Origin of the sequence: Streptomyces sp. NBC_00237, assembly GCF_026342435.1 — a bacterium.
Lineage (GTDB): Bacteria > Actinomycetota > Actinomycetes > Streptomycetales > Streptomycetaceae > Streptomyces.
Genome location: NZ_JAPEMT010000005.1, coordinates 134,691 through 157,275 on the forward strand (window position 1 = coordinate 134,691; position 22,585 = coordinate 157,275).

General features: G+C 67.7%; 23 protein-coding genes. 13 read left to right on the top strand and 10 right to left on the bottom strand.

Annotated features, from left to right (window positions below):
- The first annotated feature begins 35 nt into the window (after positions 1-35).
- Positions 36-533 carry a hypothetical protein gene (locus OG897_RS36430; RefSeq protein WP_266663966.1) on the top strand — a complete coding sequence of 166 codons (498 nt, stop codon included), beginning with the start codon at positions 36-38 and terminating at the stop codon, positions 531-533.
- A gap of 170 nt (positions 534-703) precedes the next feature.
- Here the strand turns inward: OG897_RS36430 and OG897_RS36435 are convergent, their stop codons facing one another.
- Entirely contained in the window at positions 704-1,645 is a 942-nt protein-coding gene (locus OG897_RS36435) for an NAD-dependent epimerase/dehydratase family protein (protein ID WP_266663967.1), read from the bottom strand.
- Between the two features lie 26 nt (positions 1,646-1,671).
- Positions 1,672-2,952, bottom strand: a complete 1,281-nt coding sequence (locus OG897_RS36440; RefSeq protein ID WP_266663968.1) for a nucleotide sugar dehydrogenase — start codon at positions 2,950-2,952, stop codon at positions 1,672-1,674.
- Between the two features lie 374 nt (positions 2,953-3,326).
- Here OG897_RS36440 and metG point away from each other — a divergent pair, with 374 nt between their 5' ends.
- Positions 3,327-5,042 carry a methionine--tRNA ligase gene (gene metG, locus OG897_RS36445; protein WP_266663970.1) on the top strand — a complete coding sequence of 572 codons (1,716 nt, stop codon included), beginning with the start codon at positions 3,327-3,329 and terminating at the stop codon, positions 5,040-5,042.
- Positions 5,043-5,080: 38 nt separating this feature from the next.
- Here metG and OG897_RS36450 read toward each other — a convergent pair whose 3' ends face one another.
- The 7 genes from OG897_RS36450 to OG897_RS36480 all read right to left on the bottom strand — a co-directional run bounded on the left by OG897_RS36450 (position 5,081) and on the right by OG897_RS36480 (position 11,540).
- Entirely contained in the window at positions 5,081-5,719 is a 639-nt protein-coding gene (locus OG897_RS36450) for a histidine phosphatase family protein (RefSeq protein ID WP_266663972.1), read from the bottom strand.
- Between the two features lie 24 nt (positions 5,720-5,743).
- Complete coding sequence (locus OG897_RS36455) at positions 5,744-6,298, bottom strand: FkbM family methyltransferase (protein WP_266663974.1); 555 nt, start codon at positions 6,296-6,298, stop codon at positions 5,744-5,746.
- Positions 6,250-7,842 (bottom strand): hypothetical protein, encoded by a 1,593-nt coding sequence (locus OG897_RS36460; protein WP_266663976.1) that lies wholly within the window; start codon positions 7,840-7,842, stop codon positions 6,250-6,252. Before OG897_RS36460 ends, OG897_RS36455 begins: the two co-directional genes overlap by 49 nt.
- A 6-nt stretch (positions 7,843-7,848) precedes the next feature.
- Positions 7,849-8,991, bottom strand: a complete 1,143-nt coding sequence (locus OG897_RS36465; protein WP_266663978.1) for a glycosyltransferase family protein — start codon at positions 8,989-8,991, stop codon at positions 7,849-7,851.
- Positions 8,992-9,019: 28 nt separating this feature from the next.
- Positions 9,020-10,363 (bottom strand): N,N-dimethylformamidase beta subunit family domain-containing protein, encoded by a 1,344-nt coding sequence (locus tag OG897_RS36470; protein ID WP_266663980.1) that lies wholly within the window; start codon positions 10,361-10,363, stop codon positions 9,020-9,022.
- Positions 10,360-11,007: a class I SAM-dependent methyltransferase gene (locus tag OG897_RS36475; RefSeq protein ID WP_266663982.1), complete on the bottom strand. Its 648-nt coding sequence runs from the start codon at positions 11,005-11,007 to the stop codon at positions 10,360-10,362. Before OG897_RS36475 ends, OG897_RS36470 begins: the two co-directional genes overlap by 4 nt.
- Before the next feature lie 83 nt (positions 11,008-11,090).
- On the bottom strand, positions 11,091-11,540 hold the full coding sequence (locus OG897_RS36480; RefSeq protein WP_266663984.1) for an ATP-binding protein: 450 nt from the start codon (positions 11,538-11,540) through the stop codon (positions 11,091-11,093).
- Positions 11,541-11,705: 165 nt separating this feature from the next.
- On the opposite strand from OG897_RS36480, the gene OG897_RS36485 reads away from it, so the two are divergent.
- Complete coding sequence (locus OG897_RS36485; RefSeq protein ID WP_266663986.1) at positions 11,706-13,148, top strand: helix-turn-helix domain-containing protein; 1,443 nt, start codon at positions 11,706-11,708, stop codon at positions 13,146-13,148.
- The gene (locus tag OG897_RS36490; RefSeq protein WP_266663987.1) at positions 13,145-14,023 is read left to right on the top strand and encodes a phosphotransferase enzyme family protein; all 879 of its coding nucleotides are present in this window, start codon (positions 13,145-13,147) and stop codon (positions 14,021-14,023) included. The genes OG897_RS36485 and OG897_RS36490 overlap by 4 nt, the downstream gene beginning before the upstream one ends.
- Positions 14,024-14,136: 113 nt before the next feature.
- Here the strand turns inward: OG897_RS36490 and OG897_RS36495 are convergent, their stop codons facing one another.
- The gene (locus OG897_RS36495; RefSeq protein ID WP_266663988.1) at positions 14,137-14,904 is read right to left on the bottom strand and encodes a hypothetical protein; all 768 of its coding nucleotides are present in this window, start codon (positions 14,902-14,904) and stop codon (positions 14,137-14,139) included.
- Positions 14,905-15,359: 455 nt separating this feature from the next.
- Between OG897_RS36495 and OG897_RS36500 the strand changes: the two genes are divergently transcribed.
- The 9 genes from OG897_RS36500 (at position 15,360) to OG897_RS36540 (ending at position 22,576) form a co-directional block, all read left to right on the top strand.
- Positions 15,360-15,890, top strand: coding sequence for an ATP-binding protein (locus OG897_RS36500; protein WP_266663990.1), 531 nt, complete (start codon positions 15,360-15,362; stop codon positions 15,888-15,890).
- Positions 15,891-16,157: 267 nt separating this feature from the next.
- Positions 16,158-16,691: a hypothetical protein gene (locus OG897_RS36505; RefSeq protein WP_266663992.1), complete on the top strand. Its 534-nt coding sequence runs from the start codon at positions 16,158-16,160 to the stop codon at positions 16,689-16,691.
- Positions 16,692-17,002: 311 nt separating this feature from the next.
- Complete coding sequence (locus tag OG897_RS36510) at positions 17,003-17,557, top strand: hypothetical protein (RefSeq protein ID WP_266663994.1); 555 nt, start codon at positions 17,003-17,005, stop codon at positions 17,555-17,557.
- A gap of 302 nt (positions 17,558-17,859) precedes the next feature.
- Complete coding sequence (locus OG897_RS36515; protein ID WP_266663995.1) at positions 17,860-18,399, top strand: SAF domain-containing protein; 540 nt, start codon at positions 17,860-17,862, stop codon at positions 18,397-18,399.
- Positions 18,399-19,232: a hypothetical protein gene (locus OG897_RS36520; RefSeq protein WP_266663997.1), complete on the top strand. Its 834-nt coding sequence runs from the start codon at positions 18,399-18,401 to the stop codon at positions 19,230-19,232. The genes OG897_RS36515 and OG897_RS36520 overlap by 1 nt, the downstream gene beginning before the upstream one ends.
- Positions 19,229-20,563 (top strand): CpaF family protein, encoded by a 1,335-nt coding sequence (locus OG897_RS36525; protein ID WP_266663999.1) that lies wholly within the window; start codon positions 19,229-19,231, stop codon positions 20,561-20,563. Before OG897_RS36520 ends, OG897_RS36525 begins: the two co-directional genes overlap by 4 nt.
- Positions 20,560-21,432 carry a type II secretion system F family protein gene (locus OG897_RS36530; RefSeq protein WP_266664000.1) on the top strand — a complete coding sequence of 291 codons (873 nt, stop codon included), beginning with the start codon at positions 20,560-20,562 and terminating at the stop codon, positions 21,430-21,432. Before OG897_RS36525 ends, OG897_RS36530 begins: the two co-directional genes overlap by 4 nt.
- Entirely contained in the window at positions 21,429-22,328 is a 900-nt protein-coding gene (locus OG897_RS36535) for a type II secretion system F family protein (protein WP_266664002.1), read from the top strand. The genes OG897_RS36530 and OG897_RS36535 overlap by 4 nt, the downstream gene beginning before the upstream one ends.
- 32 nt (positions 22,329-22,360) lie before the next feature.
- Positions 22,361-22,576 carry a hypothetical protein gene (locus OG897_RS36540; RefSeq protein WP_266664004.1) on the top strand — a complete coding sequence of 72 codons (216 nt, stop codon included), beginning with the start codon at positions 22,361-22,363 and terminating at the stop codon, positions 22,574-22,576.
- Positions 22,577-22,585 lie beyond the last annotated feature (9 nt).

Below are 22,585 nucleotides of genomic sequence, written 5' to 3' on the forward strand. Positions count from 1 at the left end.
TTGTCCGGGATGGACTTGTAAATGATCATTTCCCTATGACGTATCAAGCGTGGATCACGCTCGGCGGTGCTGTCCTCGCTCTCAGCACCTTTATCGCGGGGCTGTGCGGTACCGCTCGCTCCCGCGTTCGGCAGGTCGAAGACTTCTATACGGCTCGGTACTGGAAGCTCCTCGATCAGATGCCGATGACCGGCTTCGCCGGGGAGAGGGACACGACCGCTGAAGAGCGCGCCGTACGCCTGTACCTCGGTCTCTGCGAGGACGAGCTGGCGTTGCGGAAGGCGGGGTGGGTCAGTGGGTCGACCTGGGCGGAGTGGAGGCAGGGAATGGTCGCGGCACTGGCAGAGGGGCCTGTGCGAGAGGCGTGGATTCGGGTGTTGGCGATCAGTGGCGGTACCGAGTACGAGCACTTGCAGAACCTTGCCAAGGATCCTGATTACGACCCCTGTGAGGTCCACGGACTCGGACGGAGGTGGCGGCGCTTGAACGTTCCGGCCAGACCTCGCGCCGAGGTCCCGGTGTCTCCCTCGTGATCTTCGAGCGGAACGCAACCGCCGCGGGACGTGCCACCTTCTTGAGCGGTCGTGCAGGAACGCCATGGTGGAACGCAAGAGTGCTTCGGCAACCAGGGTGGCTGGGTGCGTGTCGGTCGGCCTGGTGGCATCCTTCGGCGGCGAGGCGAAGCAGAGGGATGTCGCGCTCGTCACCGCAACCCCGCGCTCGACAGCCACTGGAAGGTTGCTGACAACCCGGCGCCTAGCGAAGTGGGGTTGACCCTCGGGAAGAGGGTCCGGAGCCGTGTCGGATCCGCTTGGGAAGCCGAAACGTCGCCCGGTCGCGGCCCTGAGGCCTCTATCGGGAGGGCGTTGCCGACCCGCTCTTCGATCGTTCTGGCAAGCTCCAGCAGCGACGTCCGCGCGCCGAAAGCGAGGTTGACGGGGGTGGAGCTGACGACCTTGCGGAGGAGAGCATCCGCGATCGTGTCGGACACTGTGTCGATGTATGTGAAGTCACGACTCTGGGTGCCGTCCCCGTGAAGGGGTAAGGGGCGGCCGGACCGGGCCGCCGTTAGCCACTTCGGGATGACTGCCGCGTACGGATGATCTGCGCGCTGGCGGGGTCCGTAGACGTTGAAGAAGCGGAAGGGGAGGACGGGGAGGTCGTAGCTGTGGTGGTAGGCGGTGAGGTAGGCCTCGGTGGCGAGCTTGGAGACGGCGTACGGGCTCATGGGGGCGGTGGGGAGGGCCTCGTGTTTGGGGAGGGTGGGGGTGGCTCCGTAGACCGAGGACGAGGAGGCGGCGATCACGTGGGGGTTGCCTGTTCGGCGGGCGGCTTCGAGCACCTGGAGGGTGCCGGTGGCGTTCGCGTGGTGGGTGGCCAGGGGGTTCTTGACCGAGCGGGGGACAGAGGGGAGGGCTGCGAGGTGGACTATTGCGTCCACGTCCTGGAAGGCCGTGTCGAGGTCGGCCGGGTTGAGGATGTCGCCCTCGATGAGGGCGATGGTGGTGAGGTCGGCGAGGTTTTCGCGGTAGCCGGTGGAGAAGTTGTCGAGGACGCGGACCTCGGTGAACTTCGGGTGCTGGGTCAGGGTGCGGGCGAGGTTGCTGCCGATGAAGCCGGCTCCGCCGGTGATGGTGACGATCATGGGTGGGGCTCCTGGGGAGTGGGGAGTTAGAGGGATTCGATGTGGGGGCCGGTGAGGCGGTTGCGGCAGTCGAGGACGAACGGGGCGTGCTCGGTGATCGCCGTGTAGTCGAAGGCGTCGTGGTCGGCGAGGAGGATGACGGCGTCGGTGGCCGCGAGCGCCGGTGGCGTGAGGGTGGTGCGGGGGATGGCGAGGAGGGGGCTGGCCTGGGGGTGAGCTTCGTCCAGGACGTGAGGATCGGCTGCGCTGACGTGGGCGCCCATGGTGATGAGCAGGTGGGCGATGCGGGAGGCGGGGGTTTCTCTGGCGTCGCCGGTGTTGGGTTTGTAGGCGAGGCCGAGGAGGAGGATGCGGGCGTCCTTGACCGGCTTGTTGCGGTGGTTGAGGGCCTCGGTGAGGCGGCGGACGACGTAGTCGGGCATGTGGTTGTTCACGTCGTTGGCGAGCTCGACGAAGCGGAAGCTGTGGCCGAGGGCGCGTTGGACGCGCCAGGAGAGGTACGAGGGGTCGACGGGCAGGCAGTGGCCGCCGACGCCGGGGCCCGGGGTGAAGCGCATGTAGCCGAAGGGCTTGGTGGAGGCGGCGTCGATCGCGGACCAGATGTCGATGTCCAGGTCGTGCGCGAACATGGCGAGTTCGTTGACAAGGGCGATGTTCACGTGCCGGAAGGTGTTCTCCAGGAGCTTCGTCAGCTCGGCTTCCTTACAGGTGGCTACCGGGACGACGGTGTCGACGAGTGTGGCGTAGAAGCGGTGGAGGGCGGCCGTGGAGGCGGGGGTGATGCCGGCGATCACTTTGGGGGTGGATTCGAGGGTCCAGGTGCGATTTCCGGGGTCGATACGTTCGGGGCTGTAGCCGAGGTGGAAGTCCTGGCCGGGGGTTAGACCCGAGGTCTCGGCGAGGAGCGGGGCAAAGAGTTCCTCGGTGGTGCCGGGGTAGGTCGTCGATTCGAGGATGACCGTCGCGCCGGGGGTGAGGTGCGTGCCGAGCAGGCGGGCGGTGTCCTCGACGTGGGAGAGGTCGGGGGCTCCGTCCCGGAGGGGTGTGGGGACGGTGACGACGGCGACGTCGAAGTTCGCGCAGTCCGACGGGTCGATGGTCGGGCGGTAGGCGCCGGTGGCGAGGAGCGGGGCGAGTCGGGTGTCGGGGATGTCTTCGACGTAGGACTCGGCCGACATCAGGTGCTTGATGCGGGCGACGTCAGTGTCGAGGCCGACGACCTGGTGGCCGACTTCGGCGGCGCGGACGGCGAGCGGTAAGCCGACGTAACCCTGGCCTAGGACGACGACGCGGAGTGGCTGGTGCACGGTGTCGTATCTCCTTGTGGTGGGGCGCGGACTGTGGGTGTGGAGGGCGAGGGTGGACGGGGCCTAGAATGGGGATCGCTTGGCCGTACGGGACTCGCTTGGCCGCCTGTCCTGTGCGGCCGAGCGTCTTTTCTGGCACAGCACCGGTTCGGGCTCGGCTCCAGCGGTTCGCCTTTCGGGCTGGCGCGGTCCCTGGAAACCGTGGGGAAGCGAGCGGGCCCGGTTCGTTACGATGGGCACGGCCCGCAAGCTGATGCGTCACGTTGTGTGATGTTGCGGTGCGACCGGTGTGGTCGCCCTGGTGCGGGTCTCCGCAATTGGGTCCGCCGTGGCTTGGCCATGGGCGGCGTACGTACGAAATGGAGCATCCGAGGATGGCTCGTCACCTGATCACCAGCGCGCTGCCGTACATCAACGGGATCAAGCACCTGGGCAACATGGTCGGGTCGATGCTTCCGGCGGATGTGTACTCCCGGTACCTCCGCCAGCGCGGTCACGACGTCCTCTACATCTGCGCCACCGACGAGCACGGCACGCCGGCTGAGCTGGCCGCGAAGGCCGCTGGGCTGCCGGTCGCCGAGTTCTGCGCGAAGCAGCACGATGCGCAGAAGGCGATCTACGACGGGTTCGGTCTCGCCTTCGACTATTTCGGCCGCAGCTCCTCGCAGCAGAACGTTGAGATTACCCAGCACTTCGCGCGGAAGCTGAAGGAGAACGGGTTCATCGAGGAGCGGGCCATCCGCCAGGTCTTCTCGATCGCCGACGACCGTTTCCTGCCGGACCGCTACATCGTCGGTACGTGCCCGCACTGTGGTTACGACAAGGCCCGCGGCGACCAGTGCGAAAACTGCACCCGAGTCCTCGACCCGACGGACCTGATCGACGCCCGGTCCGCGATCAGCGGGAGCAGCGAGCTGGAGGTCCGCGAGACCAAGCACCTGTTCCTGCTCCAGTCGAAGCTCGCCGGCGAGGTCGAGGCCTGGATCGACGCGGTGGGTGGTGAGTGGCCGCAGCTGGCTTCGTCGATCGCACGGAAGTGGCTGACCGAGGGGCTGCACGACCGGGCGATCACCCGTGACCTGGAGTGGGGCGTCCCGGTCCCGGCCGACACGTGGCCGGAGCTGGCGGCAGAGGGCAAGGTCTTCTACGTCTGGTTCGACGCTCCGATCGAGTACATCGGTGCGACGAAGGAGTGGGCGGACCTCGACCCGGCAGCGCGCGACTGGAAGTCCTGGTGGTACGAGGCCGACGACGTCCGGCACACGGAGTTCATGGCCAAGGACAACGTCCCGTTCCACACGGTGATGTTCCCGGCCACCCAGCTCGGCGTGCGTGAGCCGTGGAAGATGGTCGACTTCGTCAAGGCCTTCAACTGGCTGAACTACTACGGCGGGAAGTTCTCCACCTCGCAGCAGCGCGGCATCTTCACGGACGCGGCCCTGGAACTGCTGCCCGCCGACTACTGGCGTTACTTCCTGATGGCCAACGCCCCGGAATCCGACGACACCTCGTTCACGTGGGAGCTGTTCTCCTCTTCGGTGAACAAGGACCTGGCGGACACCCTCGGCAACTTCGTGAACCGGGTGCTGTCCTTCTCGCGCAAGCGCTTCGGCGACGAAGTTCCGGCGGGCAAGGCGGCCGGCGAGGCCGAACAGAAGCTGGGCGCGGAGATCGCCGGGCTGCTCGCCGAGTACGAGGGCCACATGGATGCGCTCCAGTACCGCAAGGCAGCGGCTTCCCTGCGCGCGCTGTGGAGCGCGGGCAACTCCTACCTGGAGGAGAAGGCCCCGTGGCTGGAGATCAAGACGGACGAGGAAGGCGCGGCGCTCACCCTGCGGACCGCGATGAACCTGATTCACCTGTACGCGGTGGTCTCGGAGCCCTTCATCCCGGCTTCTGCCAAGGCGATGCGCGGGGCATTCTCGCTCGCTGACGACAACGCGGTGTGGGTGACGGAGGAGCAGGCCAAGGCACTGGACGCGGTGCCCGCCGGGACGCCGTTCACGGTGCCGCCGGTGCTCTTCGCGAAGATCACCCCGGAGGACCTGGAGTCGTACCGGGAGCGCTTCGGCGGTGATGATGCGGGCTGACGTCTGCGAAGCACCACACGCCCGTACTGCCCCGGTGATCATGGGGTGGTGCGGGCGTTGTGCTGCCCGGAGAGCTTTGGGGGCGGGGCGTTGACGCAGCGGAAGCGCGGTGTTCCGTCGGTGACTTCGATCCAGGTTGTGGCGGCGGAGCCGGGTACGAGGTCGAGGTAGTCGGCGAAGCTGCGGCCGGTGAGGTGGAGCAGGAGGCAGGCGATGCCGCCTCCGTGGCCGACGAGGATCGTGGTCTGGGGCGGGGCGGTGCTGACTTCGTTCCAGAGGTGCAGGTAGCGGGCTTGTACGTCCTCTGAGGACTCGCCGCCCGGTGTGCGGAGCTGGTGGATCGGGACGCCTGCAGTGGCGGCTTCGGCGGCGGCTGCGTGGCGCGGCTTTCCTCCGAGGTGGCCGCTGTTCTTGGCGGACAGGCGAGGATCCTGGCGTACTTCGGGTGGGGCGAGGCGGTCGGCCAGGAGGGCGGCGGACTGCTGACAGCGTGACATGGGGCTGACGAGCATCCGATCGATGGTGATGTTCAAGTCGGCGAGCGTGGCAGCGACTTGGCGAATGTCGGCTATGCCCTGTGAGTTGAGGGTGCCGCCGAGGGTTTGGCCCTGATGGATGCCGAAACGATTCTCTTCGGTCTCGCCGTGCTTGATGAGGAAGATGTGGTGAGTGCGCATGACGGGTGCCTGCCTCTCGGTACGTCAGTCCCATTCGCGGACGTCGACATGGGCGGATACGGCGGCGAGGACCTGGTCGTGGTCGGCGCGGCTCATCGCGGGGAAGCGGTCGTAGTGCCACTCGATGTACAGGACGGAGAACAGGCCGATCGTTCCGTCGCTGAGCAGCTTGCGAAGCACGGGATACTCGGCGCCTTCGATGTCCATCTTCACGACGACCTGATCGGCCGGGGCGACGGTGCGGTGCAGCCAGGCGCTGAAGTCGATGGCCGGCACGGCGACCGGGGCGTCGTAGTCGATCTGCTGGTCGTACATGGGCGGAACGCGCTTGCCGGGCATGACGGTGGAGCTCTCGTGGTGCCCGAGGAAGAGGTCGATCGTTCCGTCCTGCGTCCATACCGCGCTCTGCGAGATCTCGACCCGGGGCGCGGGGGCCGCCTGTGCCACCTGGGCGTGGATGGAGGACAGGAGTTCCGGGTTGGGCTCGAAGGCGTAGAAGTCGTGGTCCGGGAGCTCGTGGATGAAGCGGTTCAGGACGATTCCGAGGTTGGTGCCGCAGTCGATGAAGACCTTGCGCATGGGGAGTTCTCCTTGGTGGTGGGGTGGGGGAGTTCGATGGTGCGGACGAGTCGGTCCGTGAGGAGGAGGAAGTCGCCGGTGGTGGGGCGGTAGTAGCGCTCCTGGTAGCGGATGGTGATCCGGCGGACAGGTTCGGCGCCGCGGTACGGAGGGAGGTCGCCCCAGCGGTAGAGCTGGCCGCCCGGGGCCTTGAAACGGTGCAGGCGGCGGGGCAGCGGGCCCTTGGGGATCCCGTCGTTCAGCTGCGTGAACGTACGGCTGAGGAACGCTTCGTGGGCCAGGGACTCGGCCTTGTCCTGGTGGCTCGTGCCGAAGGACTGCTTCAGGGCGTGCAGCGCGGCGCGGTCCCCGTCCGCTTCTACGATGCGGTCACGGAGCTCGCGGTCCCAGACGATGCCGAGATGACCGTGGAGTACGGGTTCGTCGGTGAGGAAGTAGCCCATGACGCGGCCAAATTCGCGCTCGTACGGGCAGAGGAAGTCGTTGTAGAGGCCCTGTCGGGTACCGGATATGGTCTCGACCTGCCAGTGGATGCGGGCCGTGAAGGGGGTGTCCCACCAGGCCAGGTGCGCTGGCTGCCAGAGGAGGTCGGCGACGCTCAGGACGATGATGGCGAGTGCGGCCAGCGCTACCGGCCAGCTGAACACCTGGGCGTAGTGAGTCTTGGGGAGCATGAGGACTGTGATCGCCATGGCCGTGTGGGTGCAGATGTTCTCCCAGAAGAAGATCCCGGAGGCGAACACGACGGCAACGTTGAACAGTGCCGTTGCCATCAGAACGCCGATGAACAGCCGTTGGTCGAAGTAGGCGAACAGGCCGGCCGCCTCCGTGGCCATGGTGAGCAGGTTGAGCGGACGGTTGATGACCCGCGTGTACTTCAGGGCGCGGGTGACGAGCGTGGGGCGAAGGAAGCGCGCCCAGCCCCAGCAGTACGCGGAGGCCGCGAGGTAGTGCGTCTGGTTGTGCCAGGCCCACGACCAGGGGCGAGGGCCGAGCCTGGCCTTGCTCCAGGCGGGTTTGACGTAGTGCGACAACGAGACGCAACCGAGGACCAGCAGGAGAGCCGGGCCGGTGGAGGGGGTGTTCAGAAGCGCGGCTGTCACGAACCAGGCGAGGTACGCCTTGAGGATGCGGACGGGCAGCATCGCGTGGTGCTTCCACCCGCGCAGCTTTCCGCAGTAGACGGCCAGCCAGAGGAGGAGGGCAGGAGGCCAGAAGAGGGACGACCCGGCGGTCATCAGGAGCATGAGCTTGGCGCGCCGCTGGGCAGGGACCGGCTCCGTCAGGTCGAAGTCGGTGGTTGCGCCCTGCCAGGTGAGGAGCGTCGTGACGAAGGCGATGAACCAGCGGAAGGGCGCATCCACATGAGGGGCGGGGAGCGCCAGGAGCAGGAGAATCAGGACCGTAGCGAGAGCCAGCCGGAAGAAGGTGGGCCGGGAGGAGAGCGCCCGTACCGTCGGGGAAATCGCGGTCCGGTAGCAGAGCAGCGTTACGCCGGTGATCACGAGGACGCCCGCCTGGCCGGTGAGCTGAGGTATGTCCATGGACAGCTACCTGGCGGACCGGGCGAGAATGCGGGAGGACACCTGTTGGAGGCTCTCCAAGTACGTGGCGATGCGCTCGCGCGGGTCGGCCAGCAGATGCAGATCGCGATGCCGTACGACGTTCGCGCGGAACTCCTGCTGACGGCTGAGGAAGTCGAGCACCGTGCCGCGTTCCACCTGCGGAGCGCACGAGCCGAGTTTCGCTTGAGTGACCGCCGTGGCGCACCAGTGCTGGTCGTACGTCGGCAGCGGGACCAGGTGGACCGGCTTCCCGAGGGCGAAGGCCTCGCTGATGAGGTTGAAGCCGGCGTTGGAGAAGACGGCTTCGGAGCGGGCGAGGTCCGTGAGGAAGGCCTCACGGTCGAACGGATGGATCTCGATGTTGGCATCGGCGTACTGGCGTAACGAACCGAAGTCGGAGGCCTGGGCATAGATCCGCAGGGTCCGGTCCGGAACGTGCTGGCGATAGACGTCCGCGAGGACGCGCACTGAGTTCTCGGGACCGTGCGAGAAGTAGCGGGAGAAGTAAGCCGTGGCGAGCGGTGTGGTGGTCGTGGTGGCGGTGCGGATGCGCTCAGGCAGGACCGGGGGGAGGAATTCCAGGTGCGTGTCCTCGGCCTGTAAGGGGACGAAGGAGCAGATAAAGGAGCGGTCGGTGCGGGGTGCGAAGTAGCGGAGCCGTTGCTCGTCTGCGGTACGGGCGTACGTGCCGACGGGCGGCAGGTCGAGGTGCCGGTACTTGCTCTGCTGGTCGATGGAGACGAGCGGCTTGCCGAAGTGGTACGCGAGGCGTGCCGCGTTCGGCTCGTAGTCGGTGACGAAGACGTCCGGAACGCCGCTCTGCTCGAATGCGCGCCGCAGGCGGAGGTGCTGAACGGCGCCCTTCGGGACCTGCGAGATGTTCGCACGCAGGGCGTCACCGAGGTGGATGCGGTCCTCGCGGGCGAGGAGGGTGGGCATCCAGGCGTCCCGGGTGGGGAAGCCGAGCTCGCGGAAGTAAGCGACGCGGACAGGGCCGTTGGTGATGATCTGGACTTGGTGGCCGCGCTCGCGGAGGTACTGGGCGATCACGCCCTGGCGGACTGAATGGCCCATGCCGATGCCGTTGACGCCTATGGCGACGCTGAGCGGACGTATGGAGGAGGACATAGCTGTCCCTTCGATGGGGCTGAGGTGGTCAGGAGGGTTGGGAGAGCCGGGAGACGACGTTGCGTGTGATGGCCGCGACGTGTGGATCCGAGGCGAGGAGACGTGCCCAGTCCGTGGTCGCGGCGGTGAAGACGGTGCCCGTGGACTCGTAGAGGCCGAGAGTGGCGGCCTGGGGGCTGGAAACGCCCGGCTCGCGGGCAGCGACGTTCCAGTCGGAAGGCAACGGGGCGATGCCGAGGATCTCGAAGTTGTGCGGCGTACCGTCTTCGCCGGTCGGACGGGGGCGGCCGTAGCGGTCCAGGGCGTACGCGGCGCCGTCGCACTCGTAGCCGATCAGGGCTTGATCTTGGCCAAACGTTTCTCCAGTACGCAGGCCCGTACGGGCGAAGGCCCAGTGGTCGGCGTCAGTGACCGTATAGCCGAGCGGTGTACGTGAGCCGTCCCAATGGCCTCCGCCGTTGCGGTAGCTCACGCCGAGCAGGGTGTTCTCGGGTTCGGACTCCCACCAGTGGTCGGGGCAGCCGAACGAACTGTCGGGGTCTGTTCCGGTAGGTGCGTGCGGAGGGAACTTCGAACACTCCACTTGGGTCGCGTCGTTTGCGAGGTGAACACGCCACCAGCAGGTATTCGCGCCGAAGTTGGCTATGTTGCCGCCGCCGTCGCGGAAGGCCGTTACGTGACGGCGGGTGCTGCTGCTCCAGTACTCGTCGTGTCCCGCAGACAGCAGGAGGCGGTATCCGTCGCCGAGGTGCCGGCCGCGCGCGATGTCGAGGTCGGTGCAGAAGTCGATCTCGAAACCGTTCGCTTCCATCCAGGCGATGAAGGGTGCGTCCCAGTGGGCGAACGTCTGCCTCGGCGAGGCGGGATCGTACGCATCGGGAAGCCCCTTAACCGGGCCTCCGACCCCACCCCCTGGACGACGAAGACTGACCTGCGGCGCGCTGTAGAGGTTCCCTCCGCCTGCGGAGTTGTACGCGTGATAGGTGAGGACGGGGACCTTGTAGAGGATGTTCCTGCCGGACGGCACGCGCGGGGTGACCACGAACAGCAGGCGGCCCTGGCGTGCGTCGAGGACGGGCGGGCCGGAGGGCGGTGCCCCGCCGAGCACCGCGATGTACACGCCGGATTTCCAGTCCCGCGGTACGGAGAAGTCGTATGCGGGCCACTGCCAATCCTCGTCGAATCGGCCGGAGGGAGCGGGCTGGCCGGCCCATATGACGCTGCCCACGAGCTGGGGGGTGGCGCCGTACCGGTAGAAGTCGACGCGGAAGAGGTCGGCTGAGGTAGCGATGTGCAGCCGTATGACGTTCCCGGCGCGCACGCTCGGCCTGGCCGGGTAGCCGTCGGCAGAGAGGCGGTCGTGACCGGTCATGAGCCGTCCACGGGCTGTGCGACTCCCGAGAAGTGGTACGGGTCGACCGGCTGGATCTGCGCGGCCCAGCCGAAGGAGCCGAGCTGTTGAGTGAGTTCGGCGGGGGAGTGCAGAACCTTGACAACGGAGTGAGAGCTTCCGTCAGTCAGTTGACGGCGCACCATCGGCACGTCGGCTCCGGGCTCGACTTCCTCGATCTCCAGCTTCCTCCTGGAATCGTCGAGCAGGACGGCGTGGCCGCCTGGCTTGAGGGCGAGCCGAAGCATCTGCCAGAACTGTGGGAGCAGCTCCGGCGGTACGTGGCTGAGCCAGAAGGCGAAGAAGATCGTGTCGTACTGCCGGTCCGGAACCCAACCGAAGATGTCGGCCTCGATGAATCGCGTACCGGTGCCACTCGTACGATCGCGGGCAGCCGACAGCATCTCCGGGGCTGCGTCCACGGCGGTGAGGGTGCGTGAGCGGGGCGCGAGGAACTGCGTCCACTGACCCGTGCCACAGGCCAGTTCCAGAACATCACCCTGGATAGGCAGGGTGTCGAGGACGGTGACGAGGCGAGTCAGGTCCATCCGCTCGACGTACGCGTCGTCGTACTCGGCGGCCCGTAGCCGGTAGTACTGAATCTGCTGCTGCGTGACGGCAGGCAACTTGGGGGTCCTTCCAGTCTTGGTGATCCAGTTCGGTGATGGGGGAGGGGAGCGGCTGTGGGAGATGCGCTACCCGGAGGGCCTCAGACCGGCAGCTCTGCCCAGACCGTCTTGCACCTTCCGGGGCCGATTACCACTCCCCAGTCCGCAGCGAGCTCCCCGACGATCAACAGACCTCGGCCGGCGACCTCGTTCTCCCGAACAGAATGCCGATACGGGAGCACCGAGCTGGTGTCGCGGACCTCGATCCGCACCAAGGGGCCGTCGTGGGCCAAGCGGAGAACCACCGGGCCTTCGCCGTGCACGAGCGCGTTCCCGACGAGCTCCGAGACGACGAGTACCGCGTCGTCACCTGGTACCTGCCAGTTGAGCAGGGCGGTAGTGACGAGCTGACGGGCCTTGCCGCATGAAGCGAGTTCGTCCGGAAGTGCCCACTCCTCGATGGCCCTGACGGTTTCGGTGCTTCGCTGTTTGATCGAGTGCACGTGGACGCGCGCACTGGGGGTGGCGCTGCTCTTCGGCGTTGCTGACATGGAGATCTCCCCGCTCCGTTCTCATCAACCGGGGCACCAGAGTGAGGAACATGGCGCGAGAGCGCATATCCCGGTGTGAATAAAGGGGGTTGGGCTGCAATATGGCGGCGGTAATGCCAGCATGAGTCGCTGGAATCGTCACCTTGGCCGAGCCCGGGAGGGGCCGTGGGGAACGAGCGCCGATGCACCCAGTGCGGATGTCCGCTGAGCCGCTACAACCCGGACGGACTGCTGTGCGGGGCCTGCGAGAAGGAGGCGCCGCGGCCAGCCGCTCAAGCTGTCACCATCCCTGCCCAGGTCTGGTCGGACTCCGAGATCAAGGTGGCCTTGAGGGCGATGGATTTCGGTCTGGTCAGCCGTCTTGTACGGAAACTGGCCGGGCTCCGCCAGGAGGACTTTGCCCGACTGACTGGCTTGAGCCAGGGCTACTTGTCTCAACTGGAATCCGGGAGCCGTCGGCTCTCACGCCTTGACAAGGCTCAGGCCTTCCTCGACGCCCTGAAGGTGCCGGAAGGACTTCGCCCGGTTTCGGCGTCGGCCCAGAACTCACGGACGTCGGTCGGGGACGCTGGTGCGGCGACCTCGGTGGGCTTGCATGATCTGGCTGCGGGAGCGGCGGAAACGTCTGGCCTGTTCGCCGAGCTCATCGCTCCGAGCAACGTCGACGACGACACTCTGGAGCAGCTGGGATTCACCGTCTCCAGGATCGCGACCGACTACGTTCACGCCCCGCTCTTACCCCTCTTCAACCAGCTCATCGCGGTGCGAGACGAACTCTTCAGCCTCCTTCGGGGAAGACAACGACCTCAGCAGAGCCGCGAGTTGTTCATGCTGGCGGGAACGGTCTGCCTACTTCTTGCCCATGCCTCTCAGAACCTCGGCGACCAACAGTCCGCGATGACGCAGATCCGTACTGCCCGTAGCTGTGCCGAGCAGGCAGACCACACCGGACTGCGCGCGTGGATCGCGGGCACCGTAGCCCTGATCACCGAATGGTCGCCACAGAGCCGGATGTCGTTGAAGCTCATCGAGCACGCCGCGAGCCTGGCGCCGGCGGGCGAGTCGAGGATTCGGATCGCCGCGATCGAAGCACGCACCGCAGCCAGAGTCGGCGACCACACACGGGCGCTCGCCGCCATCGGCCGCATGCACCAGGCCCAGGAAGAGACACCGCAGAACGACGGCCTCGGACATTTCGGTGGGCTGCTCACCTTCCCCATGGCCAAGCAGGATTACTACCTCGGAGGTGCGTACACGCTCATCGGGCAGTACGACGAGGCGCGGACACACGCCACAGCAGCGATCGAGGCCTACCGCTCCGGGCCCCGGGAGGAGCGCTCCTACGGCGACGAAGCCTTGGCTCAAATCGACCTGATCACCGTGGGGATCATCCAGGGCGACACGGACGGTGCGACCACGGCCGTGCGCCACATCCTGGATCTTCCTCCGGAGATGCGCATCCGGCAGCTGGGCACCGCGATGACACGCCTCAGCTCTCTGATGGGGCGCCCCGCGCTGCGGGGAAACCGAGACGCAAGCGAACTCGCGGACTTGATCCAGTGCTACCGGGTCATGGACGGGGCGACAGCGCTACCGTCATTGCGATGAACGAGTTGCCACTGAGCCCCGAAGCCGCCGCCGTGAAGGTCTGCCGCGAACTCGGCATGGAAGCAGAAACGTTGGTCCCCCTGCGGAGCCATGCCACCGCAGTCTTTCTCTTGCCCGAAGCCCACACGGTGGTTCGTGTCAGCCGCGCGGGCGGAGAGGCGAGCATTGCACGAGCTGTAGCCGTCACCCGCTGGCTGGCCGACCAGGGCGTGCCGGTCACGGAGCCACTTGATGTGAAGCAGCCGGTCCTTGCCGGTGAGTATGTGGTCAGCCTGTGGGACCACTACCCGCAGCCGGAGGGGGCGCCGCCGGGCGTGTATCACCTAGGTGTTCTGCTGAGGCAGCTGCACGAGGTGCAGCTGCCTCCGGTGGAACTCCCGAGCTACCAGCCACATGTGTCTCTCCGCGAGTCCGTCCGCGCCAGCGTGGCGCTGAGCTCCGAAGACGCCGACTGGCTCCTTGGCCGGTCGGACGAGCTGGTGAAGGCGTACAGCCAGCTGGACTTCCCTCTCGGCGAGGGCCTGATCCATGGAGATGCGTACCCGGGCAACGTTCTGTGGGACGGGGCGGGCGCTCGGCTCGGCGACTGGGACGAGGCGGCATTCGGCCCGCGAGAGGTGGACTTGGCCAACACGTTCCAGGGGGTGCGCTTCGGGCGCACGCAGGAGCAGTTGCGGGCCTTTTCTGAAGCGTACGGTTACGACCTCGCGGGCTGGCCCGGGTTGCTCGTTCTCACCGAACTGCGGGATCTGCACACTCTCGGATCCTTTATCCGCCGGGTCGACAAGGGAGATGAAGAGGCTGCCGCGCAGTTGTGGATGCGGCTGGAGGTTCTGAAGAGCGGCGATCGTGAGGCTGCCTGGCGAGCGCACTGACCGGGTAAAAGGGAGCTGGGGCGGAGGGGTCGAAGCCTCCGGGCTCATGTCGGCATGTCGGTAGAGGCCATGCTGATGCAGCCACGCCGTCCGCTTTGGGTGTTTTCGGCTGCCTATGTTTCGGTGCTGGCTCCATGGGCGGATCGAAGGTCCTTCTCGATCTCCTCGATACGGCTCTTCGATTCGTTCAGCTGCTTCTTCTGGCGCAGCAGTACCTTCTTCGCTTGGGCGAGTTCGTCGGTCAAGCGTGCCAGCTTCGCCTGCTCGCGTTCCATCGGTACGCCGTCATCGGTGTGGGCCGGCCCGATGCGCTCGCTGTGTATGACTCCACGATGGGTATTGCAGTCCGGGCACATAGCGAGGGCGGGGGCGTAAGTGTTGTCTCGGTGCTGGGCGAAGGTAATCACGTGATCGCAGGTGAGCGTCAACTCCCAGGCATCCTGGTACTTCTTGCGTTCCTCCGGAGAGGGCCCAGAAGACGTGAGTTTCAGAAACGTCTTCCACTGCTGAGGGCTCATGGGAGGAGTCGGACAGCACTGGAAGCAATGGGAGACCCATGACTCGCTGATGCCCCAACGGCCACCTTGGCAGTCGGCATGCCTCTGCTGGAAGCGCTCCTCCAGGGCTTCGTAGTCGGACCGCTGATCCTTGGTGAGATTGGCCAGCGACGGCCGATTTCCCCGACCATCGTGCATCGGTTCACCACAGCCGCGACAGGGCACGCCAGCTATGTACTCTGCCCAGCTCAGAGGCTTTCCTTCGCGGCGCCAGCGCGCGCTCCGCTCGCGGTCTTGTCGGTGACTCTCCTCGGCAGCCAGTGCCTTGCGTCGAGCCCGGGTGGCGGCGCGTCGCGCTCGTTGTTCTTCCGTCAGCTTGGCCATCGTCCTCTCCCCTCCTGTCCCGCGCTCGGTCGTGTCGCATCGAAGCGTGCCGCAACAGCGATCTGCTTGTGGAGAGAAGCCGGTTGTCGGTTGTTCCGTGACAGGAAGTACTTCTTCCTGACCGCTGATTTGCATTCGGAGAGGAGGGCCGGTGCTGGGTCGTACTGGCCACGCCTCTCTCCGGGCTCTCTGAAAGAACCTGAAAGCGCTTGTGAGAGCGGGGTTCCGCTCTACAAGAGCGTCACGGTGTGGTGGTCGCGTTCCACAACCGCGATCACCGTGGAGGTTCTTGCCGTGGCACCGATTCTGTTCACCGCTGTGCTGTTGTTGCCGTTCGTGACGGCCGCCGGCCCGTTTGCCCTGTACGAGGCGCGCGATTGTGTACGTCCCGGGCGAGGGCGTCACCGGCTCGTCGTGCGGGGGCGGCATGCGGCGCCGGTTCGGGGAGGTCGACGATGAGCGCGCGACGGTCTTCGGGCGCTGCCCCGGACGTGCTGTTTCGCTGGGGGAGTTGTGCTCCCGGTGCTCCGGCTCAGGCGCGGGCTGTTCTGCGGCGTGCGTTGGATCAGCTCGGCTATGACGGCGAGACGATCAGCGACGCGGTGCTGGCCGTGTCCGAGTTGGTGGCGAACGCGACCGAGCATGCGGTGGGGCCGTACGAGATGCGGCTGCGGTGCACGGCGGCCGAGGTCATCTGTGAGGTCGAGGATGGCGATCCGCGTATTCCGGAGGTTCCCGCGTTCCCGGTCGCTGTGCCGTTCGAGCCGGTGGAAGAGTGCCGTGGTGGTGGGCTGGACGCCCTCTGCGCTTTGTTGGCGGAGAGGGGGCGGGGGCTGCACATCGTGCAGGAACTCACCAAGGGGGCTTGGGGGTTCACGAGGATGCGTAACGCGAAGACGGCTTGGGTGGCGCTTCCATTGCCGCCGGGAGGTGTGCCTCGTGTGATCGCCCGGCGGGGAGGTGGGCGTCGCGGCGGGAGCGCGTGAGGGCGGCGCGGAGGAGGTCTCCAATACCCGGGCGTGGGTTCGCTGAATCGCGAACTCCACGCCCGTTCGGGTGATTTGAAGTGACAGCTCTCGGTTGTTCTTGGCGATATTCACACCTTAAGAGTGAAAAGGAGGTGGGTGTTCCGGATTCTGTTTGCGCCGCTGAGAGCCTGGGGCATGACGGGTTCACCAGTGATGGTTTAGCCACTGTCGGTGACGAGTGGCTGGTGGGATGGGGGTTTCATGAAACGGAGTGGAGCGCGCCGGGTGGCGATGGCCATGTTGGTCGCCGTGGTGTTGGGGCTCGGGGCGGGCGCGTGCAGCGAGAACGCGCCCCGGGTGGAGGGCGTCAGCTCTTCGAAGGAAGGGAAAGGTGCGGCGGGCAAGGCGTCGGACCCACCCAGCGGGACCGAGCAGGCTGCCATCGCGGCATACCGGGCGATGTGGGTCGATGCGGCGGAGGCGTCTCGTACGTCGGATGCGAAGCATCCTCAGCTTGATGATCATGCGCAGGGCGACGCACTGGGCCTGCTGCGGGACATGATGGAAGAGGCCAAGGCGGACGGAGCCACGAGTCGAGGCGGCGTCCGCGTCGCACCGTCGGTTGTGAAGTCACAGTCTGCGGAGGTCGAGCTGTTGGACTGTGTTGACGGCACCCAGTGGAAACAGGTCAAGGCTGGTGGAAGTTCCGATGCCTTGGAGGGGGCGCACTACCGTGCGGAGGCCACTGTTGCGCAGGGTGCCGGTGTATGGAAGGTCTCCAAGCTCTACTGGGGGGAGGCTGGGTCGTGCACGGAGTGAGGCGGTGCGCTGGGTCGGACGTCGGAGTAGTGACAGTTGTTGGAGCCCTGCTGGTGCTGAGCGCCGCTGTACCCGGCTGGGCCGACAGTTCCGGCGGGTCCTTCATGGAGTACCGGGCCAGCATGAAGTGTCAGCGGGCCAAGTGCGGATTGAGCGCGAGTAGCAAGAGGCGCTCGCCCGCCGCCAGTGCGCTGACGGGGCCCCCGGTCCGACGTGGCTACGCGCAAGGAGGCAAAGGGGCTTCCTCCGGAAGCACGATGGACCTGGGGCGTCAGCCGGGGCAGATGTACGGGCCGAGGGGTGTGCCACTTGTGGGCCAGGTGCCGGATGAGACCGCCGTCGGGGATGAGGGTGGCGACGCGGAGAACGCGCCGCCGGCTCCGCCGGACCCTGCGGTGGTGGCGCAACAGGCGGTTCAGGAGCTGGTGTTGCCGAAGCCAGTGATTCGTACGAATCCCGATGAGAAGTTTGCGCAGTTGGTGCGGGTGCCGACGTGGATGTGGCTCGATCCGGTGATGTGGAAGCCGGTGTCGGAGACTGCCTCGGTGCCTGGGGTGTCGGTGACGGCCAAGGCGACACCTCGTTCGGCGACGTGGGTGATGGGGGACGGCTCCACCGTGGTGTGCAAGGGGGCGGGGACACCGTACTCGGCGAAGTTCGCGGCGGATGCGAAGTCTCCGGATTGCGGGCACACGTTTCGGCGGTCGTCGGCCGGGCGGTCAGGTGAGGCGTACGTCGTCTCGGTGACCGTGGAGTGGGACGTGGAGTGGCAGGGCGGGGGCGAGCAGGGCGTGGTGCCTGGGATGCAGTCGCAGGCCCAGATGCCGTTGCGAGTGGCCGAGGCGCAGGCGCTCGTCACGTCCTAGATCTTTGACCGCCCTGGTGGGGCGGGTGCGGGACGCCCCGGTGGGGTGGCGTCCGTCGGATTTCTCTTGAACAAGTGAGGTGGACCGTGGGTATCTCTATGCCTTCTTCCAGGGCGAAGTCGGCTTCTCTGAATGGGAGCGCGGGCGGCGCGAGAGCACTGCTGGGACCGCCACGAGCGGCGAGCAGCGGGCTTTCGGGCACGGCCGGTGGCCCGGTGGGGGAGCGGCGGCGGTGGCGGCCGGGGTTGATCGCGCTCGGCCTGGCTGGGGCGATTGCGTGTGCGGGTGGAGTGGCGTGGGTGGTGAGCAGTGCGGGGGAGCGGCAGCCCATTTTGACGGTGGTGCGGCCGGTGGCGGCGGGGGCGGTGATCGAGGCCGGAGATGTGGGTGTCGTACGGCTGGGAGTGGATGACGCCACGCAGGTGGTGCGGGCCGGGGAGCGGGCTGCGGTGGTGGGGCGGAGGGCTGTCGTGCCGCTGGTGGCCGGGCAGTTGCTGGCGTCCGGGCAGGTCGGCGATGCGGCCGAGTTTCCGGGGACGGGGCAGGCGCTGGTGGTGATCGGGGCTGAGCCGGGGATGTTGCCTGCGGGGCTGGCGGCCGGGCAGCGGGTGGCCGTGGTGCCTGGGGCCGCGCCGGGGGCGGGTGCGGCCACGTCGGAGGAGGGGGCGGCGAAGGTGCCCGATCCGGTGCTGGGAGTGGTGCACGCGGTGAGCCGGCCCGAGACGAGCTCGGGGAAGGGTGCGGTGACCCTGCTGGTGGATGCCGGGGCGGTGCGGCGGGCGGCGCAGATGGCCGAGCCGAGGGTCGCGGTGCTCGGTGGTGGCGTGAAGGAGGTGTCGTGATGCGGAAGGTCGTGGCATTGGGGGCATTCAAGGGGGCGCCGGGGGTGACCACGCTCGCCATGGCGCTGGCGGCGGCCTGGCCTGCCGAGAGCGGGGTGCGGCCGGTGGTGGTGGAGGCGGATGTGGCGGGTGGTGATCTCGCTGCGCGGTTCGGCCTCTCCGACATGGAGGGGTTGCTCGCCCTGGCGGCGGGTGCGCACCGGGACGGGGAGGGCGACGAGCTCGACGGGTGCGTGCAGGAAGTGGCCGGCGGGCTGCGGCTCGTGCTCGCACCGACCGGTGGTGACCAGGCGTCGGCCAGCATCGGTGAGGTCGTGGCGCGTCCGTCCGTACTGCGCGGCGGGGACGGTAACGAGGGCACTGTGCTGTTGGATCTGGGGCGGCTGGGGGCACGTCCGTCGCGGGAGTTGGCGCGGGGTGCGGATCGGCTGGTGCTGGTGAGTCGGGGCAGCGTGGAGGCTCTGGCGCACGTGGCCGCACGGGGTGAGTGGCTGGAGGGGGCTTCGTACGAGCTGGTGGTGGTTGGGCCGTGCCGGTTCAGTGAGGCGGACATCGCAGCCGCGCTGGAGGTGTCGCCGGAGCAGGTGCACAAGGTGCCCTGGGATGTACGGGCTGCCGCCGTGCTCAGCGGGGACGGGCAGCTCGGGCGGCGTCGGTGGGTGCGTTCGTCGCTGACGCAGGCGGCCTCGGCCTTGGCACACCACCTCGACGGGGCGGGCAGTGGCCGACCTGCGCGAGGGCTTGGCAGTGAACTGGCGCAGCTCCTGCCGGTCGCGATGAGTTCACGCTCGGGTGCGGCACGCGCTCTGAGCAGTGGGGGAGGGGCGCAGTGACGATCGAGACGGCCCCGGGCACGGGGCACACCGCCGAAGGCATCAGGGAGAGCATCGCCGCCACGTTGACCGGGTTCGCTCACACCCGCAGCGAGTCCGGGCTGCCGGTGCAGAACGCCGGTGAGCGGCGGTCGCTGGCGCGGAAGCTGCTGGCCGACGAGTTGTCGGCGTACAACCAGCAACGGCTGCGGGCCGGCCAGCTCACCCTCACCGGTGAGGAGCGGGCGGAGCTGGAGCGGCAGGTGATGGAGGGCCTGTTCGGGCTGGGGTCGTTGCAGGAGCTGCTGGAGGACGACCGGATCGAGAACATCCAGATCAACGGGGCCGACCAGGTCTTCGTCCGGTACGCCGACGGCACGGAGGAGCAGCGGGCTCCGGTGGCGGCCTCTGACGGGGAGCTGATCGATCTCGTACGGCAGATCGCGGCCCGTTCGGGGCTGGAGGAGCGGCGTTTCGATCGCGGGTCGCCGAGCCTGAACATCTGCCTGCCCGACGGGTCCCGGTTGTTCGCGGTGATGGCGCTCTCGCATCGGGTGGGGCTGACGATCCGCCGCCACCGGTTCAAGCGGGTCACCATGGACGACCTCGTGCACCGGCTGGAGATCTGCGACGAGCGCCTCGGTGCGTTCCTGACCGCGCTGGTGTTGGCGCGGAAGAACATCATCGTCGGTGGTGGGACGAACGTCGGTAAGACCACCCTCGCCCGTGGTCTTGCCTCGGTCATTCCCGCGCAGGAGCGGCTGGTGACCATCGAGGACACCTTCGAGCTTGGCCTGCACGAGGACAGCGTCGCGCATCCGAACGTGATGGCTCTTCAGGCGCGGGAGGCGAATCTGGAGGGTGAAGGGGCCGTGGATCAGGCGGAGTTGGTGCGCTGGGGGCTGCGGATGTCGCCGGACCGGGTGATCGTCGGGGAGATCCGGGGGCCGGAGGTGGTGCCGATGTGCAACGCCATGAGCCAGGGCAACGACGGCTCGCTCTCCACCATCCACGCCTCGACCTCGCGCGGGGTGTTCACCAAGCTTGCCGCGTACGCCGCCCAGTCCCCGGAGCGGTTGTCGCTGGAGGCCACGAACCTGCTGGTCGCCTCGGCCGTGCACTTCGTGGTGCACCTGGGCTGGGACGCGGAGGGGCGGCGGGCCATCGACTCCGTGCGGGAGGTCGTGGACGCGGACGGGGCGCAGATCGTCTCCAACGAGGTCTACCGGCCCGGCCCCGACGGGCGGGCCGTTCCCGGTGCGCCGGTGCGCACCGAGACCTTCGACGACCTGGTGGACGCCGGGCTCGACGTCGCGCTGCTGCGCGGCGAGCGCTGGGGGAGGACCTCGTGACCCCGCACGTGTTGATCGGGTTGCTGCTCGGGGCGGGACTCGCGCTCTCCCTTGCCCTTGTCGTCCTCGGTGCCCGGCCCCCAGCAGGCAGCGGGGAGGGGGCGCGGAGGTGGCGGGTGCCGCTGCGGGCGAGCGGTCGGCAGTGGGCTGTCGCTGCTGGTGCGGCCGTTGTGGCGGGTGCGGCGACCGGGTGGCCGATTGCCGGAGTGCTGACCGTGGTCGGTGTTCTGACGCTGCCGGACCTGCTGGTCGGGGACCGGCGGGCGGCGGCCCGTACCGAGAAGCTGGAAGCTGTCGCTCTGTGGGCGGAGATGCTGCGCGACACCCTGTCGGCGGCGGCCGGACTGGAGCAGGCCATTTTGGCCACCGCTCCCGTCGCTCCGGAGGCGGTGCAGGAAGAGGCCGTGCGGTTGGCCGCCCGGATCGAGGGCGGGCAGCCGCTCGGCGAGGCGCTGCGGGCCTTTGCCGAGGAGGTTGACGACGCGACCTGCGACATGGTGGCCGCGGCTCTGGTCATGGCCGCTGAACGGCAGGCCCGTCAACTCGCTCCTTTGTTGGGTCAGTTGGCTGCGGCGACGCGTGAGCAGGTGACGATGCGGCTGCGTACGGAGGCGGGGCGGTCCCGGGTGCGGACCTCGGTACGGGTGATCACCGGGACCACGCTGACGATGGCGGGCGGCCTGGCCGTCCTCAACCGCGCCTACCTCGACCCGTACTCCTCCGTGACCGGGCAGATCGTGCTGGCCGGGGTGGGCGGACTGTTCGCGGTGGCGTTCTGGTGGCTGAAGAAGATCGCCACCCTGGAGGAGGACCCCCGCATCCTCAAGGGCGTTCAGACTTCTGCGGGTGCGGAGGTGGTGGTCCGATGACGGCGCTGTTGCTCGGGCTGGGGCTGGGCGGATTCCTCGCCCTGGCGGTGTACGGACTCAACCCGCCTCGCCCTTCTCTCGCCGAATCGCTCGCCCGCCTCGGTCGGCCCTCGGCCATACCGCGCCCGGAGCCTTCGTCGCCTGGCGGTGAGAAGTGGGCGTACCGCTGGGGGCGTAGGGGTGTTCCTGTGCTGCGGGCGTGCGGGCTGCCGACGGCGAAGCTGCGGCGGGACCTGCTCGTCGCCGAGGTGTCGGTCGAGCAGTTCCTGGCGGAGAAGGCCGTGGCCGGTCTGCTCGGGTTTCTCGCCCCCAGTGTTCTGTCCCTGCTGCTGTGGGGGCTGACCGGGGCCGGGATGGACTGGCAGCTGTCCGGGGTGGCGTCGCTGGCCTTCGGGGCGGGGTTGTTCTTCGCTCCGGATCTGTCCGTACGGGCCACGGCTGCCCGGCGGCGCAAGGAGCTGCGGCACACTCTGTCGGTCTTCCTCAATCTCACCGTGATCGCCCTGGCCGGCGGCGCGGGAGTGCATCAGGCTCTCGCTGACGCCGGGGCCAATCCGCAAGGGTGGGCCGCCGCCCAGTTGCGCCGGGCGCTGACTGCGGCCGAGGTGGGCCGTACGAACGTCTGGCACGAGCTTGGCGGGCTCGGCACCCGTACCGGAGTGCGCGAACTCGTCGAGCTGGCCGCGACGATCTCCCTGGCCGGCAGCGAAGGCGCCAAGATCCGCGTCTCGCTGGAGGCCAAAGCCTCCGCCATGCGCACCCGCGCCCTCACCGAGGCCGACGGAGTGGCCCAGTCCGCGACCGAGCGGATGTCCCTGCCCGTCGTCGTCCTCTTCGGCGGCTTCCTCGTCTTCATCGGCTACCCGGCGATGCAGAACGTCCTCGCCGGACTCTGAACACCCCTTTCCGGGCTCTGAACATCCCTTTCGTGAAACTGGAGTTGGACATGAACTACTACCGCGCTCTTGTCGCTCGCGCCCGTGCCTGGGGCCGCAACGTCTGTGAGGGGAAGTCCGGCGATGACGGCGGATACTCCACGGAGACGGTCCTCGTTACCGCGATGCTGGCCCTCCTGGGTATCGCCGTGATCGGCGTCATCGTCGCCAAGGTGATGGGCAAGGCGAACGGCATCGACCTTGGCTGACACCCGTGC

Excerpts from the sequence above, each read along its gene's own strand:
- OG897_RS36430 (WP_266663966.1), top strand. The coding sequence starts at position 36 with ATGACGTATCAAGCGTGGATCACGCTCGGCGGTGCTGTCCTCGCTCTC.
- OG897_RS36435 (WP_266663967.1), bottom strand. The coding sequence starts at position 1,645 with ATGATCGTCACCATCACCGGCGGAGCCGGCTTCATCGGCAGCAACCTC.
- metG (WP_266663970.1), top strand. The coding sequence starts at position 3,327 with ATGGCTCGTCACCTGATCACCAGCGCGCTGCCGTACATCAACGGGATC.
- OG897_RS36450 (WP_266663972.1), bottom strand. The coding sequence starts at position 5,719 with ATGCGCACTCACCACATCTTCCTCATCAAGCACGGCGAGACCGAAGAG.
- OG897_RS36455 (WP_266663974.1), bottom strand. The coding sequence starts at position 6,298 with ATGCGCAAGGTCTTCATCGACTGCGGCACCAACCTCGGAATCGTCCTG.
- OG897_RS36460 (WP_266663976.1), bottom strand. The coding sequence starts at position 7,842 with ATGGACATACCTCAGCTCACCGGCCAGGCGGGCGTCCTCGTGATCACC.
- OG897_RS36465 (WP_266663978.1), bottom strand. The coding sequence starts at position 8,991 with ATGTCCTCCTCCATACGTCCGCTCAGCGTCGCCATAGGCGTCAACGGC.
- OG897_RS36470 (WP_266663980.1), bottom strand. The coding sequence starts at position 10,363 with ATGACCGGTCACGACCGCCTCTCTGCCGACGGCTACCCGGCCAGGCCG.
- OG897_RS36480 (WP_266663984.1), bottom strand. The coding sequence starts at position 11,540 with ATGTCAGCAACGCCGAAGAGCAGCGCCACCCCCAGTGCGCGCGTCCAC.
- OG897_RS36490 (WP_266663987.1), top strand. The coding sequence starts at position 13,145 with ATGAACGAGTTGCCACTGAGCCCCGAAGCCGCCGCCGTGAAGGTCTGC.
- OG897_RS36495 (WP_266663988.1), bottom strand. The coding sequence starts at position 14,904 with ATGGCCAAGCTGACGGAAGAACAACGAGCGCGACGCGCCGCCACCCGG.
- OG897_RS36500 (WP_266663990.1), top strand. The coding sequence starts at position 15,360 with ATGAGCGCGCGACGGTCTTCGGGCGCTGCCCCGGACGTGCTGTTTCGC.
- OG897_RS36520 (WP_266663997.1), top strand. The coding sequence starts at position 18,399 with ATGCGGAAGGTCGTGGCATTGGGGGCATTCAAGGGGGCGCCGGGGGTG.
- OG897_RS36535 (WP_266664002.1), top strand. The coding sequence starts at position 21,429 with ATGACGGCGCTGTTGCTCGGGCTGGGGCTGGGCGGATTCCTCGCCCTG.